The 16,224-nt window shown below is 74.5% G+C and carries 14 protein-coding genes; 10 read left to right on the forward strand and 4 right to left on the reverse strand.

Annotated features, from left to right (window positions below):
• Window positions 1-574: 574 nt before the first annotated feature.
• Window positions 575-1,222 (reverse strand): response regulator, encoded by a 648-nt coding sequence (locus ACFVU7_RS25430; protein ID WP_388047293.1) that lies wholly within the window; start codon window positions 1,220-1,222, stop codon window positions 575-577.
• Between the two features lie 63 nt (window positions 1,223-1,285).
• A complete protein-coding gene (locus ACFVU7_RS25435) occupies window positions 1,286-2,560 on the reverse strand; it encodes a sensor histidine kinase (protein WP_380782638.1) in 1,275 nt (424 codons plus the stop codon).
• A gap of 340 nt (window positions 2,561-2,900) precedes the next feature.
• On the opposite strand from ACFVU7_RS25435, the gene ACFVU7_RS25440 reads away from it, so the two are divergent.
• From ACFVU7_RS25440 to ACFVU7_RS25470, 7 genes are all read left to right on the forward strand, one after another.
• A complete protein-coding gene (locus ACFVU7_RS25440) occupies window positions 2,901-3,461 on the forward strand; it encodes a heme-binding protein (RefSeq protein WP_388047295.1) in 561 nt (186 codons plus the stop codon).
• 152 nt (window positions 3,462-3,613) lie between these two features.
• Window positions 3,614-4,045: a hypothetical protein gene (locus tag ACFVU7_RS25445; protein WP_049651638.1), complete on the forward strand. Its 432-nt coding sequence runs from the start codon at window positions 3,614-3,616 to the stop codon at window positions 4,043-4,045.
• Window positions 4,046-4,154: 109 nt separating this feature from the next.
• Complete coding sequence (locus ACFVU7_RS25450; protein WP_117488646.1) at window positions 4,155-5,039, forward strand: NAD(P)-dependent oxidoreductase; 885 nt, start codon at window positions 4,155-4,157, stop codon at window positions 5,037-5,039.
• A gap of 156 nt (window positions 5,040-5,195) precedes the next feature.
• Window positions 5,196-5,777, forward strand: a complete 582-nt coding sequence (locus ACFVU7_RS25455; RefSeq protein ID WP_049651640.1) for an NAD(P)H-dependent oxidoreductase — start codon at window positions 5,196-5,198, stop codon at window positions 5,775-5,777.
• Between the two features lie 394 nt (window positions 5,778-6,171).
• Window positions 6,172-7,302 carry an LPXTG cell wall anchor domain-containing protein gene (locus ACFVU7_RS25460; RefSeq protein WP_388047297.1) on the forward strand — a complete coding sequence of 377 codons (1,131 nt, stop codon included), beginning with the start codon at window positions 6,172-6,174 and terminating at the stop codon, window positions 7,300-7,302.
• 225 nt (window positions 7,303-7,527) lie between these two features.
• A complete protein-coding gene (locus tag ACFVU7_RS25465) occupies window positions 7,528-8,778 on the forward strand; it encodes a hypothetical protein (RefSeq protein WP_375875080.1) in 1,251 nt (416 codons plus the stop codon).
• 85 nt (window positions 8,779-8,863) lie between these two features.
• Window positions 8,864-9,709 (forward strand): MerR family transcriptional regulator, encoded by an 846-nt coding sequence (locus ACFVU7_RS25470; protein WP_388047299.1) that lies wholly within the window; start codon window positions 8,864-8,866, stop codon window positions 9,707-9,709.
• 9 nt (window positions 9,710-9,718) lie between these two features.
• Here the strand turns inward: ACFVU7_RS25470 and ACFVU7_RS25475 are convergent, their stop codons facing one another.
• On the reverse strand, window positions 9,719-10,774 hold the full coding sequence (locus ACFVU7_RS25475) for a helix-turn-helix domain-containing protein (protein ID WP_388047301.1): 1,056 nt from the start codon (window positions 10,772-10,774) through the stop codon (window positions 9,719-9,721).
• Between the two features lie 234 nt (window positions 10,775-11,008).
• Between ACFVU7_RS25475 and ACFVU7_RS25480 the strand changes: the two genes are divergently transcribed.
• The 3 genes from ACFVU7_RS25480 to ACFVU7_RS25490 all read left to right on the forward strand — a co-directional run bounded on the left by ACFVU7_RS25480 (window position 11,009) and on the right by ACFVU7_RS25490 (window position 14,584).
• A complete protein-coding gene (locus tag ACFVU7_RS25480; protein ID WP_241852808.1) occupies window positions 11,009-11,686 on the forward strand; it encodes an RNA polymerase sigma factor in 678 nt (225 codons plus the stop codon).
• A complete protein-coding gene (locus ACFVU7_RS25485) occupies window positions 11,683-13,131 on the forward strand; it encodes a hypothetical protein (RefSeq protein WP_388047303.1) in 1,449 nt (482 codons plus the stop codon). The genes ACFVU7_RS25480 and ACFVU7_RS25485 overlap by 4 nt, the downstream gene beginning before the upstream one ends.
• Window positions 13,132-13,387: 256 nt before the next feature.
• The gene (locus ACFVU7_RS25490; protein ID WP_388047305.1) at window positions 13,388-14,584 is read left to right on the forward strand and encodes a hypothetical protein; all 1,197 of its coding nucleotides are present in this window, start codon (window positions 13,388-13,390) and stop codon (window positions 14,582-14,584) included.
• 97 nt (window positions 14,585-14,681) lie between these two features.
• On the opposite strand, the gene ACFVU7_RS25495 is transcribed toward ACFVU7_RS25490, so the two are convergent.
• Complete coding sequence (locus ACFVU7_RS25495) at window positions 14,682-16,181, reverse strand: aminopeptidase P family protein (RefSeq protein WP_074001837.1); 1,500 nt, start codon at window positions 16,179-16,181, stop codon at window positions 14,682-14,684.
• Window positions 16,182-16,224: the final 43 nt, after the last annotated feature.

Below are 16,224 nucleotides of genomic sequence, written 5' to 3' on the forward strand. Positions count from 1 at the left end.
GGGGGGGGGGGGGGGGGGGGGGGGGGGGGGGGGGGGGGGGGTCGGCGGGGGGGGGGGGGGGGGGGGGGGGGGGGGGGCCGCCCCCCCCCGGCCCCCCCCCCACGCCGCCTCGTCGCGCGGCTTCGGCGTTGCCGCTCCCCCCGACACCCCGGCAAACCCGCCGTTCCCCCCTGGCCACACCCCCCTCCGGCGAGAGCGGTCCGCACAGGCCCGGCGAGCCCCCACCTCCGGGGACGTCGTTGATCTCAAACTAACAAACCGCGTGGTTGGTTTGTCAATAGCGGAATCCACAAAACATCCACATCGTGACGGAGTGCTCCGCGGCGGTCGGAAAGGCCCGGGACCAGCGGTTTGTCGTCCCATCGGGGTGTCCGCCGCCCGAGCCGCCCGACGCCGGGCGCGGACACGTAGTGCTGGACGCCGCCGTGGAATCCGACATTCCGAGCATCGTGACAGCACGCTGTGACACCGGACGGGCGCCCAGCGCAGCCGGAGAAGCGGCCAGGGAAGCGGCCGGGGAAGCGGCCGGGGAAGCAGCCGGGGAAGCAGCCGGGGGAGGACGGAGCGGGCGGGCTCAGCGCAGCAGCCGGCGTTCCTTCGCCACCGCCACCGCGCCCGACCGGGTGTCCACGCCCAACTTGTCGTAGATCCGGCCGAGGTGGGTCTTCACCGTGGCCTCGCTGATGAACAGCGCCCGGGCGATCTCCCGGTTGCCCAGCCCCTGCGCCAGCTGTCCGAGGATGTCCAGCTCGCGCTCGGTGAGCTGCGGCGAGGGCGCCCGCATCTGCGCCATCACCCGGGAGGCGACCGGCGGCGAGAGCACCGTGCGGCCCTGCGCGGCCGCGTGCACGGCGGCGAACAGCTCCTCGGGCCGCTCGGCCTTCAGCAGGTAGCCGGTGGCGCCGGCGGCGATCGCCCGGGTGATGTCGGCGTCGGTGTCGTAGGTGGTGAGCACCAGGACGTGCGGCCCGTCCGGGGTGGCGGTGATCCGCCGGGTGGCCTCCACTCCGTCGATGCCGTCGCCGAGTTGGAGGTCCATCAGGACGACCTGCGGGGCCAGCCGGGCGGCCAGCGCGACGGCCTCCTCCCCGGTGCTGGCCTCGCCGACCACCTCGATGTCGCCGGCGCTCGCGAGCAGCGCCAGCAGTCCGGCCCGCACCACGGCGTGGTCGTCGCAGACCAGCAGCCGGACGGGAGCGGTCCGGCCGGGAGTCGTGCTCATCGGTGCTCCAGGGTCATCGCTCGTCCGGGCTCATCTGTGCTTCGGGGGACCGGTGTTCCGGGCTCATCGGTCGTCCAGGGGGATGGCGGCGGAGACGACGGTGCCCTCGCCGGGCGCGCTCTCCACGGTCAGCCTGCCACCCAGCTGCCGCAGCCGGGCCCGCATCGCCGGCAGGCCGTACCCACGGCCGCCCCCGCCCCCGGCGCCGACACCCGCACCGCCCCCGGCCGCGCCCGGGTCGAAGCCCTGCCCGTCGTCGGCGATGTCCAGCACGGCCTGGTCACCGAGGAAGGACAGCGTGATCGCGGCCGTCGACGCCCCGGCGTGCTCGCGGACGTTGGCCAGCGCGCCCTGGGCGATCCGCAGCAGCGCGGCCTGCGCGGCGGCGGGCAGCGGCACGGGCGCGCCGTCCAGGTGGAAGCGGACCGGCAGCCCGCTCTCGGCGGACTCCCGCTCGGCCAGCGCCCGCAGCGCCCGGTCGAGGGTGCGGCCGTCGGACAGCTCCGCCGGGGCGAGGTCGTGGACGAAGCGGCGGGCCTCGGCCAGGTTCCGGGCGGCCACCGAGGCGGCGGTGCGGACGTGGGTGCGGGCGGTCGCCGGGTGGGTGTCCCAGGTGCGCTCGGCGGCCTGGAGCAGCATCTGCTGGCTGGACAGGCCCTGTGCCAGGGTGTCGTGGATCTCCATCGCCAGCCGCTCGCGCTCGGCCAGGGTGCCCTCCCGCCGTTCGGTGGCGGCGAGTTCGCGCCGGGTGCGGACCAGGTCGGCGATCAGCGCGCGCTGCCGGGCGGCCTGCCGGGCCATGAAGAGGAAGACGCCGGTGGCGAGTCCGGCCACCGCGGCCGGCAGCAGGACGAGGGTGGCGTCGGCGCCGCCGGGCAGCCGGACCTCGGCGGTCACCACCAGCAGGGTCAGCGCGCCGACCAGCGGGATGGCCGCCTTCGCGGGCAGCACCCGCAGCCCGGTGTAGATCAGCGGCACGGCGCACCAGGCGAAGCTCGGCGCGAGCAGCACCAGCACCACCCAGAGCGCCACCACCAGGGCCAGCGCCCAGCGGCGGTGCCGGTCCGGGGCGGTCGGACGGCGGTGGGCGAGCCAGGACCCGGCCGGCTGGGCGACCGCGAGGGCCGCGCTCAGCCCGATCACCCAGGGCGCCTGCGCGGTGCCGGAGTGGTGGGTGAGGTATCGGCTGAGCGAGGCGGCGAGCAGCAGCAGGAAGGCGGAGTCCAGCAGCAGTGCGAGCCGGCCCGCGTCCGGATCGCCGGCGTCGTGTCCGAGGGCGCCGCCGGCGCCGGTGCGGTCCGCGGCGGGGCGGCCGGCGGTCGGGCGGGGCTGCTGCACGGGTGGCTCCTGGCTGAACGGGTGGTGCGTGCGCGGTCGGCGCCTGCCCGTACCGGCCGTGCCGGTCCGTACGGGCCCGTCCCGATCCGCACCGACCCGCACCGATTCCTCGATGGTGACCCGTCCGGCCCGGGGCCGCATCAGCCGATCGGTTGACGCCGCCGTCCCCCATCATGCCCGGACGCCCGCGCCGGACCGCCGATGCGGCGGCCCCTTCCCCGGCCGGAGGATCGAAGCACGCCGCCGGGCGATCCCCCCAACGGCCCGGCGGCCCCCGAACTCCCCCACCCCGCCCCACCTCACCCGACCCCACCCCGCAGATCCGCTGAGGAGCTGGACCATGAAGAAGACCTCCGTCCGCACCCGGGTGCTGACCGGCACCGTCGCCGCCGCCGCGCTCGCCGCCGCCACCGTGGGCGCCGTCTCGGCCAGCGCCGAGTCCACCGACACCCCGGCCGTCCCGGCCGTGGCGAAGGCCGACACCCAGAACAAGAACCTGGCCCCGAGCAGCGGCCTGACCATCGACGCCGCCACCCGCGCCGCCCAGGCCGCCCTGGACGCGGCCACCAAGGCCGGCCAGCACGTGTCGGTCGCGGTCGTCGACCGCGACGGCGTCACCCGGGTGCTGCTGAAGGGCGACGGCGCCGGCCCGCAGGCCCCGGTCTCGGCCGAGCGCAAGGCCTTCACCGCGGTGTCCTGGAACGCCCCGACCTCGGAGCTGGCCAAGCGCCTGGCCCAGGCCCCGAACCTGAAGGACATCCCGGGCACCCTGTTCCTGGCCGGCGGCGCCCCGATCCAGTCGAAGGGCGCCCCGATCGCGGCCGTCGGCGTCGCGGGCGCGCCCAGCGGCGACCTGGACGAGCAGTTCGCGCAGGCGGGCGTCGCCGAGCTGGCGAAGTGACCGGGGGCCCGGCGGGCCCGCCCCGCGCCCGGGGCCGGGCCCGCCGGGCCGGGGTCTCGTTCGGGTGAACGCCGGAAGGGTAGCCGCAGAACACGGGATGACCCTTCGAAAAGCCGGTGCCGCTGTCAGTGGCGCGTGGCAGGCTTCCCGGTATGACGGCGTGGACCCTCAACGACATCGAACGCGCGATCCGCTCCTCCTGGGGCGTCGACACCTGTGCGCCCGAGGATCTGGCCCACTGGCGTCCCGACAATCCCGCCCGTGGTCAGTGCGGGGTGACGGCGATGGTGGTGCACGACCTGCTCGGCGGCGAGCTCATGATGGGCGAGGTGTACGTCGACGGGGTGCGGACGGACCTCCACTGGTGGAACCGTTTCGCCACCGGCTTCGAGATCGACCTCACCCGCGAGCAGTTCGGGCCGGACGAGCTGGTCGGCCGCGGCCGACCGGTCGCCCGCCCGGCCCGCCCCGGCCGGCTCCAGGCCCAGTACGAGCTGCTGCGCACCCGGGTGGTCGCCGAGCTGGAGCGCGGCGCGGCCGCCGACCGCACCCGGCTGCCGTCCCGGGCCCGCGCCTGCGCCTGAGAACCGGCCCGGCTCCGGGTGTGCTTCCGTGCCGACCGGCAGGTAGCGCAGCTCTTCTGACGTACAGTCGGCCGCATACGAGCGGTGCGGCGGCGACGGGAGTGCGCGGATGACCGGGCGGACGATCGGCTTCGTGGGGCTGGGTGCGATGGGGCGCGGCATGGCCGGCAGCCTGCTGCGGGCCGGCCACACCGTACGGGTCTGGAACCGCTCGCCCGAGCCGGTGGCCGCCATGGTGGCCGAGGGCGCGGAGGCGGCCGGCTCGCTCGCCGAGGTGTTCGCCGCCGACACGGTGGTCTCCATGCTCGCCAACGACGCGGCGGTCGAGCGGCTGCTGCTCGACCCCGCGCTGCTGGCCGGCGCCGGGGCGACCCTGCACGTCAACATGGCCACCGTCTCGCTCGCCCTCGCGGAGCGGGCCGAGGCGCTGCACGCCGAGCACGGCGTCGGCTACGTCGCCGCCCCCGTCCTTGGCCGGCCGCCGGTCGCGGCGGCGGGGCGGCTGAACATCCTGGTCGCGGGCGCGCCCGAACTGCTGGAGCGGGCCGAGCCGCTGTTCGCCGCGATGGGCGAGCGCACCTGGCACTTCGGCGAGAGCCCCCGGCAGGCCAACACCGTCAAGATCAGCACCAACTTCCTGATCGCCTGCGCGATCGAGTCGATGGCCGAGGCGTGCAGCCTGGCCGAGGCGCACGGGATCCGGCCGACCGACCTGGTCGACCTGCTCACCGGCACGCTCTTCCCCGGACCGATCCACACCGGCTACGGCGCGATGGTGGCCGAACGCCGGTACGAGCCGGCCGGGTTCCGGCTGCCGCTCGGCCTCAAGGACGTCGGCCTCGCGCTGGACGCGGGGGCCGCGCGCAACGTGCCGCTGCCGATCGGCAGCGTCCTGCGGGACGCCTTCCTGGACGCGCTGGCCCACGGCGACGGGGACAAGGACTGGGCGGCGGTCGCCGAGGTCGCCCGCCGCCGGGCCGGGCTGCCCGACTGACCTCCGCCCGCCGGCCCCCGGGCCGGGCTGCCGGACCGGACCCGCGCCCGCCAATCCCCGGCTGCCGCCCGGCGGTTGGCATGGGCGCGGAATAAACCGGCGTCCGACGGCTGCTCACTCCTGCGTCCGCACCGTACGTACCACGGAGGAGTCCTGATGGGCGATCAGCCGCCCGGCGCCGAGACGCCGCGCCGTTTCCTGTTCCTCGACGCCAGCGCGCGCCCCGACGGCAACTCGGCCCGGCTCGCCCGGCTGGCCGCCGAGTCGAGCCTGCCGGCCGGTGCCGAGCAGCAGTGGCTGCGGCTGGACGAGCACCCGCTGCCGCCCTTCCGGGACCTGCGGCACACCGGCGACGGCACGTACCCCGAGCCGGCCGGCCACGAGCGGACGCTGCTGGACGCCACCCTGGCGGCCACCGACCTGGTCTTCGTCGCGCCGCTGTACTGGTACGCGCTGCCGACCAGCGCCAAGCTCTACCTCGACTACTGGTCGGCCTGGTTCCGGGTGCCCGGCGTGGAGTTCCGCGAGGGGATGCGCGGCGGCACCATCTGGGGCGTGACCGCCCTCGCCACCGAGGACGACGACAACGCCGAGCCGCTGATCGGCACCCTCCGGCTGACCGCCGACTACATGGGGATGCGCTGGGGCGGGGTGCTGCTGGGCCACGGCACCCGCCCGGGCGAGGCGCTGGCGGACGAGCGCGCGGTGATCGCGGCCAAGTCCTTCTTCGCGGGCTGATCCTCCGGGCCGGCCTTCCGGGCCGGCCCCTCGGGGCAAAACCCTCGCGGCCGGTTCCGCACGGCCGACCCCCCTCACGGACCGACCCCCGGCGGGCCGGGTGCCGCGCGCACGCGCCGCCCGCCGCCGGGGGTCGTGCGGTACCGTCCTCCGGGCGTGTACCCGTCATCCGGCCGCCGTCCCAGCCGAGCGCAAAAGGCGTACGGACGGCCAGAGTTGGACGAATCGGGCAGCCCTCTCCCGGGCCCGGACCGCAGTGTGCCACCCGCCTTCCGGACCGGTCCCGTCGTTCGGTACTCTCCGTCGCACTTTCAGCTTTCGCGGGGGGTCCGCGGCGTTCTTCGGCCGCCCCCTCGCGCCCGGGCCTCGCCCGGACACTTCCGTGAGGTCTCCCTTGTCCATACGTCGCAGTCTTGCCCTTGCCGGGGCCGCCGCGCTCGCGTCCTCGCTCGTCCTGGCCGGCGCCCAGGGCGCCATGGCCGTCGGTGCCACCGGCACCCCGTCCGCCGTCGCCTCGCAGGCCGACAAGGCGTCGCGCGCGAGCCTCGACCTCTCGCTGAACGGCGTGCCCGGCACCTTCATCGCCGGCGGCGACGCCCGCGAGTTCACCTTCAAGATCGACAACCGGACGAAGCACGACTTCGTCTTCATCCCGCTGCTCAAGTTCAAGAACAAGGCGGGCTCGCTCCAGGCGAAGGACCTCAAGGTCCAGTACCGGCTCCCCGGCGGCGAGTGGCAGACCGCCGTGGTCGCCCCCGACCAGAGCGGCGAGAAGAACAGCTCCGTCCTGATGATGCTCGGCACCCTCGACTCGGCCGGCAACCCGGTCGCCGACGACCTGCTCGGGGTGAACCGCGGCAAGAACGTCCCGATCAAGGTCCGGGCGTCCTTCAACGACGGCTCCCCGCTCGGCCGGGCCGGCGTCGTCCCGGTCGTCTTCGCCGCCCAGCTCGACGACTCCACCCACCAGCCGGTCGACAACGGCCACCTCAGCTGCGACGGCGGCGTGGGCTTCACCATCAAGGCGCCGGGCGGCAAGCCGACCCCGACGCACACCGGCAAGCCCAGCCCGACGCCGACCCAGTCCCAGACGGGCAAGCCCAGCCCGACCGCGAGCGGCTCGCCGTCGGCCACCGCGACCGTCACGCCGACCGAGAAGCCGACCGAGACGCCCACCGGCAAGCCGACCGACACCCCGACCGAGAAGCCCACCGAGAAGCCGACCACTCCGGCCACCGGTGAGCCCTCCGGCTCGGCCACCGCCCCGGCCCCGGTCGAGAGCAGCGGCGACACCTCGGGCCCGATCGACTTCCCGGTGGAGCCCCCGGTCATCACCCCGCCGCCGCTGACCCCGGCCGCCGTCGACAAGGCCAAGGCCGCCGCGGACGGCAGCGACAAGGCCCTGGCCCAGACCGGTGGCGGTAGCAACACCACCGCGATCGCGGCCACCGGCGGCGCCGTCCTGGTGGCCGGTGTCGGCACCCTCGTGGTGCTGCGCCGCCGCAAGTCCGCCCAGCAGGGCTGAGGCGAAGCGCGCTGACGCAAGCACGCCGACCCGAGGCGCGCCGACCCGAAGCGCACTGATCCGGAACACCCCCGTGCCGCCCGCACCGTCCCCTCGGAGGGATCCGCGGGCGGCACGGGCCGTTCCGGGGGCCGACCCGGGCCGTCCCGCGGGCGGTCCGGACGGTTCTCCTCCGTCACATAGGATGTCCGGCCGGAGGGGGGCGGAACGGCGGGGAGAGGACAGGTGCGGGTAGCACGCACGGCACGGACCACCACCGACTACGAGGCGACGACCGGGCGGATAGCCGGGCTGCCGCTCCGGAGGCACCACGTCCTGCTGACCGCCTGGACGGTGCTCTGGTTCCTCCTGGTCGAGCCCAGCGGCGGCTTCTCCTGGCACTACCTGCGCCAGGGCGAGCAGTTGCTCTTCAGCGGCCAGCCCGACGGCGGCCTGTCGCTCTACGCCCACCACCCGGAGCTCCAGATCGGCCCGGTCAGCCTGGCCGCGGCCCGGCTCACCGCCCCGTTCGCACCGCACACCGGCGAGCTGATCGCCGAGGCGGTGAGCGCCGGGCTGGGCCTGGTGATGCTGGTCGTGGTCGGCCGCACCGCGGCCCTGTACTACCTCGGCACCGGGACCAACCACCGGCGGCTGCAGCAGCGGCTGCTGATCGCCGGGCTGGCGTTCATCCCGATGTGGGTCGAGGTCTCGGTCCGCTTCGCGCACCTGGACGACGTCCTCGCGCTGTTCTTCACCACCCTCGCCGCGCACGCCCTGGCCCGCGGCAAGCCCGTCCAGGTCGCGGTCTTCCTGGCGCTGGCGGTGGACTCCAAGCCCTGGGCGATCGCCTTCGCCCCGCTGATCCTGGCGCTGCCCCGGCCCGCCTGGCTGCGCACCGCGCTCTGGTTCTGCGCCCTGGTGGCGATCGCCTGGCTGCCGTTCTACCTGGGCAACCTGGACACCATGGCGGCCGCCAAGTTCACCATCCCGAACCAGCCCGCCTCCGCGCTGCGCTGGTTCGGGGTCACCGACCCGGCCACCCCCTGGTGGGACCGGCCGACCCAGTTCGCGCTCGGCATCGGGCTCGGCTGCGTCGCCGTCTGGCGCGGCCGCTGGCCGGCCGTGGTGCTGCTGGGCGCGGACGCCCGCATCCTGCTCGACCCGAGCGTCTACACGTACTACACGGCCTCGATCCTGCTCGGCACCCTGCTCTGGGACGCCGTCGGGCAGAAGCGGCTCGTCCCGTGGTGGAGCTGGATCGCGCTGGCCGCGCTGTACGGCGGCACGCTGTTGCTCCCGTCCGACGCGGCCCGCGGCTTCGTCCGGCTCGCCTTCGTGGTGGTCTCCGCCGGGTACGTGCTGTTCTGGCCCACCCAGCGGTCCCGTCGGCAGCGGCCCGGCGCACCGGGCGACGGCGGGAGCGGTGGCACCGGCCGCCGGGGCGGTCGGGGCGGCCGGCGGCGCGAGCGGGCGCTGGCCGGCGCCGGGGTCTGACGGCACGGGCCCGTCCACGTCCACGGCTTGACCCTCACGCGACGTGAGAGCCGAGGGTGGTGGTCAGCACCAGGGAGGAACCCCGATGACCAGTGAGGGCTACTCGGTCGGCGCCGTGGCGAAGATCGCCAAGGTGACCGTCCGCACCCTGCACCACTACGACGAGATCGGCCTGCTGTCCCCGGCCGGCCGGACCCGGTCCGGCTACCGCCGGTACGTGGACGCCGACCTCGACCGGCTGCAGCAGGTCCTCTTCTACCGGGAGCTCGGGTTCCCCCTGGACGAGATCGCGGCGATCCTGGACGACGACTCGGTCAGCCCGACCGAGCACCTCCGGCGGCAGCACCGGTTGCTCACCGATCGGATCGGTCACCTCCAGGAGCTCGCCTCAGCCGTCGAACACGCCATGGAGGCACGGAGAATGGGCATTCAGCTGACCCCGGAGGAGAAGTTCGAGATCTTCGGCGAGGGCTACCAGGAGGACTGGGAGCAGGAGGCCGAGCAGCGCTGGGGCGACACCGCGGCCTGGGCCGAGTCGCAGCGCCGCACCGGCGGCTACTCCAAGGCCGACTGGCAGCGCATCCAGGTCGAGATGACCGCGCTCAACGAGCGCCTGGCCGGGGCGGTCACCGCCGGCGAGCCCGCCGACGGCGCGGTGGCCACCGGCCTCGCGGAGGAGCACCGGCAGCACATCCGCCAGAACTTCTACGACTGCACCTACACCATCCACCGCGGCCTGGCCTGCCTGTACGTCTCGGACCCGCGCTGGACCGACACCTACGAGAAGATCGCGCCGGGCCTGGCCCAGTGGCTGCACGACGCGATCGTCGCCAACGCGGACCGGCGCGAGGGGAAGTCCGCGGAGAAGACCGAGGAGAAGCGTGCGGAGAAGGCCGTGGAGGAGCGCGCGGAGGAGCGCGAGGGGCAGTAGACCGCGGGCTCAGGCCACCCCGCGCCCGAAGGAGCGCCGGTAGGCGGTCGGCGAGGTGCGCATCACCCGGCCGAAGTGGTGGCGGAAGGTCGCGGCGCTCTCGAAGCCGACCGCCGCGGCGATCTCCTCCACCGTCCCCTCCGGCGACTCCAGCAGCGCCAGACTGGTCGCGATGCGCTGGGTGACGACCCAGCGCATCGGGCTGGTCCCGGTGCGGGCGGTGAAGTGCCGCAGGTACGAGCGGTCCGACATCCGGGCGGCGCGGGCCAGCTGCGAGATGGTCAGCGGGGACGACAGGTGGTCCAGCGCCCACCGCATGCTGAGGGCGATCCCGTCGTCCTCCTCCTCGACCGGGCGGACCGCCGCCTCGACGAACTGGGCCTGCCCGCCGTCCCGGTGCGGCGCCACCACGAAGCGGCGGGCCACCGCGTTGGCCACCTTGGCGCCGTGGTCCCGGCGGACCAGGTGCAGGCAGAGGTCGATGCCGGCCGCGCTGCCCGCGCTGGTCAGCACGTCGCCGTTGTCCACGTACAGTACGTCGGGGTCGACCCGCACCGCCGGGTACCGCTGCTGGAGCAGCTCGGCGTACCGCCAGTGGGTGGTCGCCCCCCGGCCGTCCAGCAGTCCGGCGGCGGCCGGTGCGAAGGCGCCCGAGCAGATAGACACGATCCGGGCGCCGCGCCCGTGCGCGGTGCGCAGCGCCTCGACCAGGTCGGGGGAGACGCCGCCGAACGGGTTCGGCACCCCGGGGACCACCACCGTGTCGGCCGCGGCCAGCTCGTCCAGCCCGTGCCGGGCGGTCAGTGCGAAGCCGCCCACCGCATCCAGCGGCGTCCCGGGCCGGTCGGCGCAGACCTTCAGCCCGTACCAGGGCGCCGCCAGCAGTCCGGCCAGCTCGGGCCGCGCCAGCCCGAACACCTCGACCACCACGCCGAGTTCGAACGGCGCCATGCCCGGGAAGGCGTACACCGCGACGTCGTGCACGGGCTCCGGGCGCCGGCCGATGGCGACGGGCACCGGCCGCGGGGCGGCACCGGTCCGGTCCTCGGCGTGCTGCTCGGCCATGCGAACCCCCTGCTCACGGGTGGCGGAATGCCGGTGAGTGTAGCCGTCCCGACCCCTTCGGAATTTTCTTCGAACCCGCCTGCAACCTTCACCCCCGTCACACGTCCTTTGATACGGGGGCGGAGGGAACCCGGCAGAGGGCGGCTGGGATGATCCCCCCGATCACGATCTTGATCAGGTGACCTGACGGAACGGCGGCCGCCGTCACCGTCCCGGGGGAAAGCGGAAACGCGCATGTCCATGGCCATCGGGCCGACCGCCGCGCAGGCAGGGGGGCGGGGCTTCTCCATCCGTGGAGTCGTCGCCGCGCTGTTCGGCGCGCAGGAGGCCGGCGAGCCGCTCGCCGGCGCCGCCACCGAGCAGGAGGCGAAGCAGCGCCGTTCCGGCTTCCGGCTGCTGCGCGGCGGTCGCAAGCCCGCCGAGGACCGGCCCACCCTGACCGACCTGTACCACGCCCACCGGCTCGGCCTGGTCCGGATGGCGGTCATGCTGGTCGACCACCAGGACCTGGCCGAGGACGTCGTCCAGGACGCCTTCACCCAGCTCTACCAGCGCTACGGCGAGGAGCTGGACGACCTCGACAACGCGCTCGGCTACCTGCGCACCTCGGTGGTCAACGGCGCCCGCTCGATGCTGCGCCGCCGCAAGACCGCCCGCGAGTACGTGCCGCCGCACGTGGCCGACGCCCCGTCCGCCGAGGACCACGCGGTGCTCAACGACGAGCACCGCCGGGTGCTGGTGGCCCTGCAGGAGTTGACTCCCCGCCAGCGTGAGGTGCTGGTGCTGCGCTACTGGTCCGACCTGTCGGAGGCGCAGATAGCCGAGACCCTGGGACTGTCCCGGGGTGCCGTGAAGTCCACCGCCAGCCGCGCTCTGGACGCCTTGGAAAAGCACCTGGAGAAGGTTCGATGACCGACAAGCTCCCCCGCCGCACCGGCGGCGACGGCGACGGGCCGGCCGAGACACCGACGGAACGGCTGCTCCGCGAGGCGATGACGGCCCGGGCCTCCCTCGTCACGGCCGCCAGCCTGCGCCCGGCCGCTCCCCCGAAGAACCGGATCCGCCGGCTGCGCCCGGTGTACGCCGTCACCGTGCCGCTCGGCCTGGCCGCCGCCATGGCGCTCGGCGTGCTCACCTTCCACGGCGAGCCGGTCGCCCAGGACGAGGTCCCGCCCCCGGCCGCCACCCTGACCACCTCGCCGAGCCCGACGCCCGAGCCGACCGGCGACCCCAGCCAGACGGCCGCCCCCACCGATTCGGGCACGCCCACCAGCGAGGCCGAGACGGAGGTCCCGCTCGCCGACGGCGTCCCGACCACCGCGACCTCCGCCCCCGGCACCGCGAGCGGCCCGGCGAGCTCGTCCAGCCTGCGGGGCGTCAAGTTCAAGGTCCCGGCGGGCTGGAAGGCCGTGCCGGTCTCGGCCGACCGGGTCTGCGTCCTGAGTCCGGGCGCGCCGACGGAGCCGCAGCAGGGCTGGGCGCCGGCCAGGTGCGAGCCGTACGGCGTCCTGGTCGTGGCCTACAACTCCCCGGACGAACTCGAGGGCGGCGCCTGGCCGACGACGGACGACCTGGTCGCCGACAGCGGCTGGGGCCACCAGCCGAACTGCCCGATCTGGGGCCGGCCCTACTTCCCGGACAACGGCTACTCCTCGGTCGGCGCACCCGTGCGGACCAAGCCCACCGTGGCCGGCAAGACGATCGACAAGACCCAGTGGAACGTCACCTGCAAGCCCGGGGACACCTTCACCGCCCAGATGTGGGGGATGGGCCTGGACCAGGTCTTCGTGGTGGCGAACGGGCTCAAGAGCGACTACCAGTCGGGCCTGACGACGATCGTCAACAGCCTGGACGTGAGCGGCCACAAGTCACCGTCCCTGACCGCGTCCGACAAGGGCGCGAAGGACATCGCGATCACGGTCGACGGCGGCCTCGGCGCCGGGCAGAAGGTGTCCACCAACGGCACCCCGGTGACCTTCACGGTGACGTACCGGAACACCGGCCAGAAGACCTACGACAAGCTCCAGCCGCTGGTCTACACGAAGGAGTACGCCGGGACGCCGCCGAGCGAGATGGTCATGATGAACAAGGGCAAGCTGGAGCGCCAGGACGGCGGCGCCTGGAGGGAGATCCCGCTCTCGATGGGCGGCGGCATGGACTACGCGAAGGTGGACCAGCAGGCCTGGTTCTCGCTCGCGCCGGGGGAGACCAAGAGGGTGACGTACCGGATGGCCCTCGACCCGATGGACGGGCCCGGCACGATGCCGCTGTCCGTCCAGGCGACGCTGCCGTACGAAGGCTCCGGGTCGCTGACCTCCCTGAAGGAGCTGATCGTCCCGGTGACGGTCGTGAAGTAGCCGTCCCACGTTGGCAGTTGAGGCGCCGTGACCGGGTTTCTCCCGGTCGCGGCGCCTTTCGGCGTTCCGGGGAGGGGCCGGGAAAAATTCTTCGAACCGGCCTGCAACCCCCCGGCGGGATGGACGTCTATCAGGGTGAGAGGCAGGGAGAGCGAGCCGGCGGAGCCGGGGGGCTCGGGCCGGTTCCTCGGGGCGCGACCGTAGGCGCCCGCTCATTCGATCACCACCATCACCATGTCCTTGGGGGGACTGTCACATGAACGCGTCCGTTATCGCCCGTATTGCGAAGATCGTCCCGCTGGCCGTCGTCACCGCCGTGGGGATCGCGGCCTGCGGCCCGACGAACGGCGAGGCGTCCGTCGCCGCCTCCGCTCCCGCCTCCACCCCGGCCGCCACCTCCTCGGCCACCCCCGGCGCGGGCGCCGTCCCGACCGTCCCCGCCCCGGCCGCGCCGACCACCGAGGCCGCGCCGACCACCCCCGCCCTGACCAACGCCGCCCCGGCCGCCGCTCCGGCCGCTGCCCCGGCCGCGCCCGTGGCCGCCAAGACCGAGGCCAAGACCGCCGCGAAGGCCCCGGCCGCGCCCGCCCCGGCCAAGCCCGCCGGCGGCATCGGGATCACCTTCGACGGCCTGCGCGCGGGCCAGAAGATCCAGGTGGGCGACCAGGTCTCCTTCTCGGTGACCTGGAAGAACAACGACGCCTCGGGCACCCGCGCGGTGGCGCCGGTGGTGGCCACCCAGCAGTTCGAGGGCGCGGAGTGCCGGCGGGTGCTCTCGATGGCGCAGGGCACCCTGGAGCGCAAGGACGCCACCGGCTGGAAGGCCATGCCCGCGCTGAGCCAGGGCGGCGGCATGGACTACGCGGGTACGGGCAACGACGCGGCCTTCGAGCTGGCCGCCGGCGAGAGCCGGACGGTCGAGTACCGGATGGTGCTCGACGCGGGCAACCAGCCGGGCAAGCTGTACGTCGAGGCGGACGCCGTGGTGCCGTCCACCTACAAGGTGCTGACCAAGGGCGTGGTGACCACGTCCGTCGTCGACTCGCACCGCCCGGTGGTGAACTCGGTCTCCAAGCCGACCCCGCTGGTCGTCGGCGGGACCCCGACCGAGTTCTCCTTCAAGGTCTCCTCGCCCGACGGCCCCGGCCTGCTGCGCCCGGCGGTGTACCTGTCCGTGCCCGCGAGCGAGGGCCTGACCGGGGAGGACGTCACGATCGAGGCGAAGGTCGGCGGCGAGTGGAAGTCCTTCGAGGCGACCGAGGACTGCAACGGGCGGATCGGGGTGGCGCCGGCCCAGCTGACCGGCGTGATGACGGGCAACCCGGCCGAGTACACCTTTCGGGTCGGCCTGAAGCGGACCGGTTCCACCAAGCCGGTGGAGATCGAGGTCGGCGGCGCCTCGGACGGCCACTACGGCGCCCCCACCACCCTGCGGCCCGCCGTCCGTCGCTGACACCGGCGGCCCGCACCGGAGCCGAAGGGCCCGGCCTCCCACTGCTCGGGAGGCCGGGCCCTTCATCGTGGCCGTGTCACGGCCGTCGTGCGGAGGCTCAGGCGAGCGAGGCCATCCAGGCCTCGACGTCCTCGGCGCTGCGGGGCAGGCCGGCCGAGAGGTTCTCGTTGCCGTCGGCGGTGACCAGGATGTCGTCCTCGATCCGGACGCCGATGCCGCGGTACTCCTCCGGCACGGTCAGGTCGTCCTGCTGGAAGTACAGGCCGGGCTCGACGGTCAGCACCATGCCGGGGACCAGCAGCGCGTCGACGTGCTCCTCGCGGCGCGAGTGGGCGCAGTCGTGGACGTCCAGGCCGAGCATGTGGCCGGTGCCGTGCAGGGTCCAGCGGCGCTGGAGGCCCAGCTCCAGGACCTTCTCGACGTCGTACACCGAGGCGTCCAGCAGGCCCCAGGCGAGCAGCCGCTCGGCGAGCACGCGCTGCGAGGCCTCGTGGAAGTCGCGGAACCGGGCGCCGGGCTTCACCGCGGCGATGCCGGCCTCCTGGGCGTCGTACACCGCGTCGTAGATCCGGCGCTGGACCTCGGTGAAGCTGCCGTTGATCGGCAGGCTGCGGGTGACGTCCGCGGTGTAGAGGGTGCTGGTCTCCACGCCCGCGTCCAGCAGCAGCAGCTCGCCCGGGCGCACGTCGCCGTCGTTGCGCACCCAGTGCAGGGTGGTGGCGTGCGGGCCGGCCGCGGCGATGGTGCCGTAGCCGACGTCGTTGCCCTCGACCCGGGCGCGGCGCCAGAAGGTGCCCTCGATCCAGCGCTCCGAGGTGGCGACGGCCTGGCCCAGCTCGCGGACCACGTCGGTGAAGCCCTTGACGGTGGCGTCGCAGGCGGCGCGCAGCTCGCCGATCTCCCACGCGTCCTTGACCAGCCGCAGGCCGCTCAGGAACTCCTTGAGCCCGGCGTCCTTGTCGGCGTCCAGGGCGTCGGCGAGCGCGGCCTCCAGGCCGGCGTCGTAGCCGCGGACGATGCGGGTCGGCACGGCGGAGTCGGCGGCCTTCGCGGCCAGCTCCTCGGCGGCCTTGCGCACGTCGCGGGCGGGCAGCCCGAGCAGCTGCTCCTGCTCGGCCAGGCTGTGCCGGCGGCCGACCCACAGCTCGCCGTAGCCGTCCAGCCAGAACTCGCCGTTCTCGCGGTTCGAGCGGGGCAGCAGGTAGAGCACGAAGTCGTGGCCGGTCGCGCCGGTCGGCTCGCCGACCAGCACCGCGTCCTCGGTCTGGTCGCCGGTGAGGTGGACGTACTCGCTGGCGGCGCGGAACGCGTAGTCGGTGTCGTTGGAGCGGACCCGCAGGTTGCCGGCCGGGACGACCAGGCGCTCGCCCGGGTAGGCGGCGGACAGCGCGGCGCGGCGCTCGGCCGCGTACGGGGCCTGGGCGACGGGGGCGAGGCCGTGCAGCTCGGTGTCGGCCCAGCCGGACTTCATCGAGGCGGCCAGCTCGTCGGAGATGTCGCCGTAGAGACCGTTCTTGCGGCCCTTGTGCTGCTCAGGCTCCTCGCCGCCCTCGGCCTCGGGGTTCTCGGCCACCGCGGGGGTACGGTCCTCGGTCACGTGCAACGCCTCCTTGGGGGGGTGGTACCGCCGCCCCTGGGGG

Origin of the sequence: Kitasatospora sp. NPDC058046 (genome assembly GCF_042885595.1) — a bacterium.
GTDB lineage: Bacteria > Actinomycetota > Actinomycetes > Streptomycetales > Streptomycetaceae > Kitasatospora.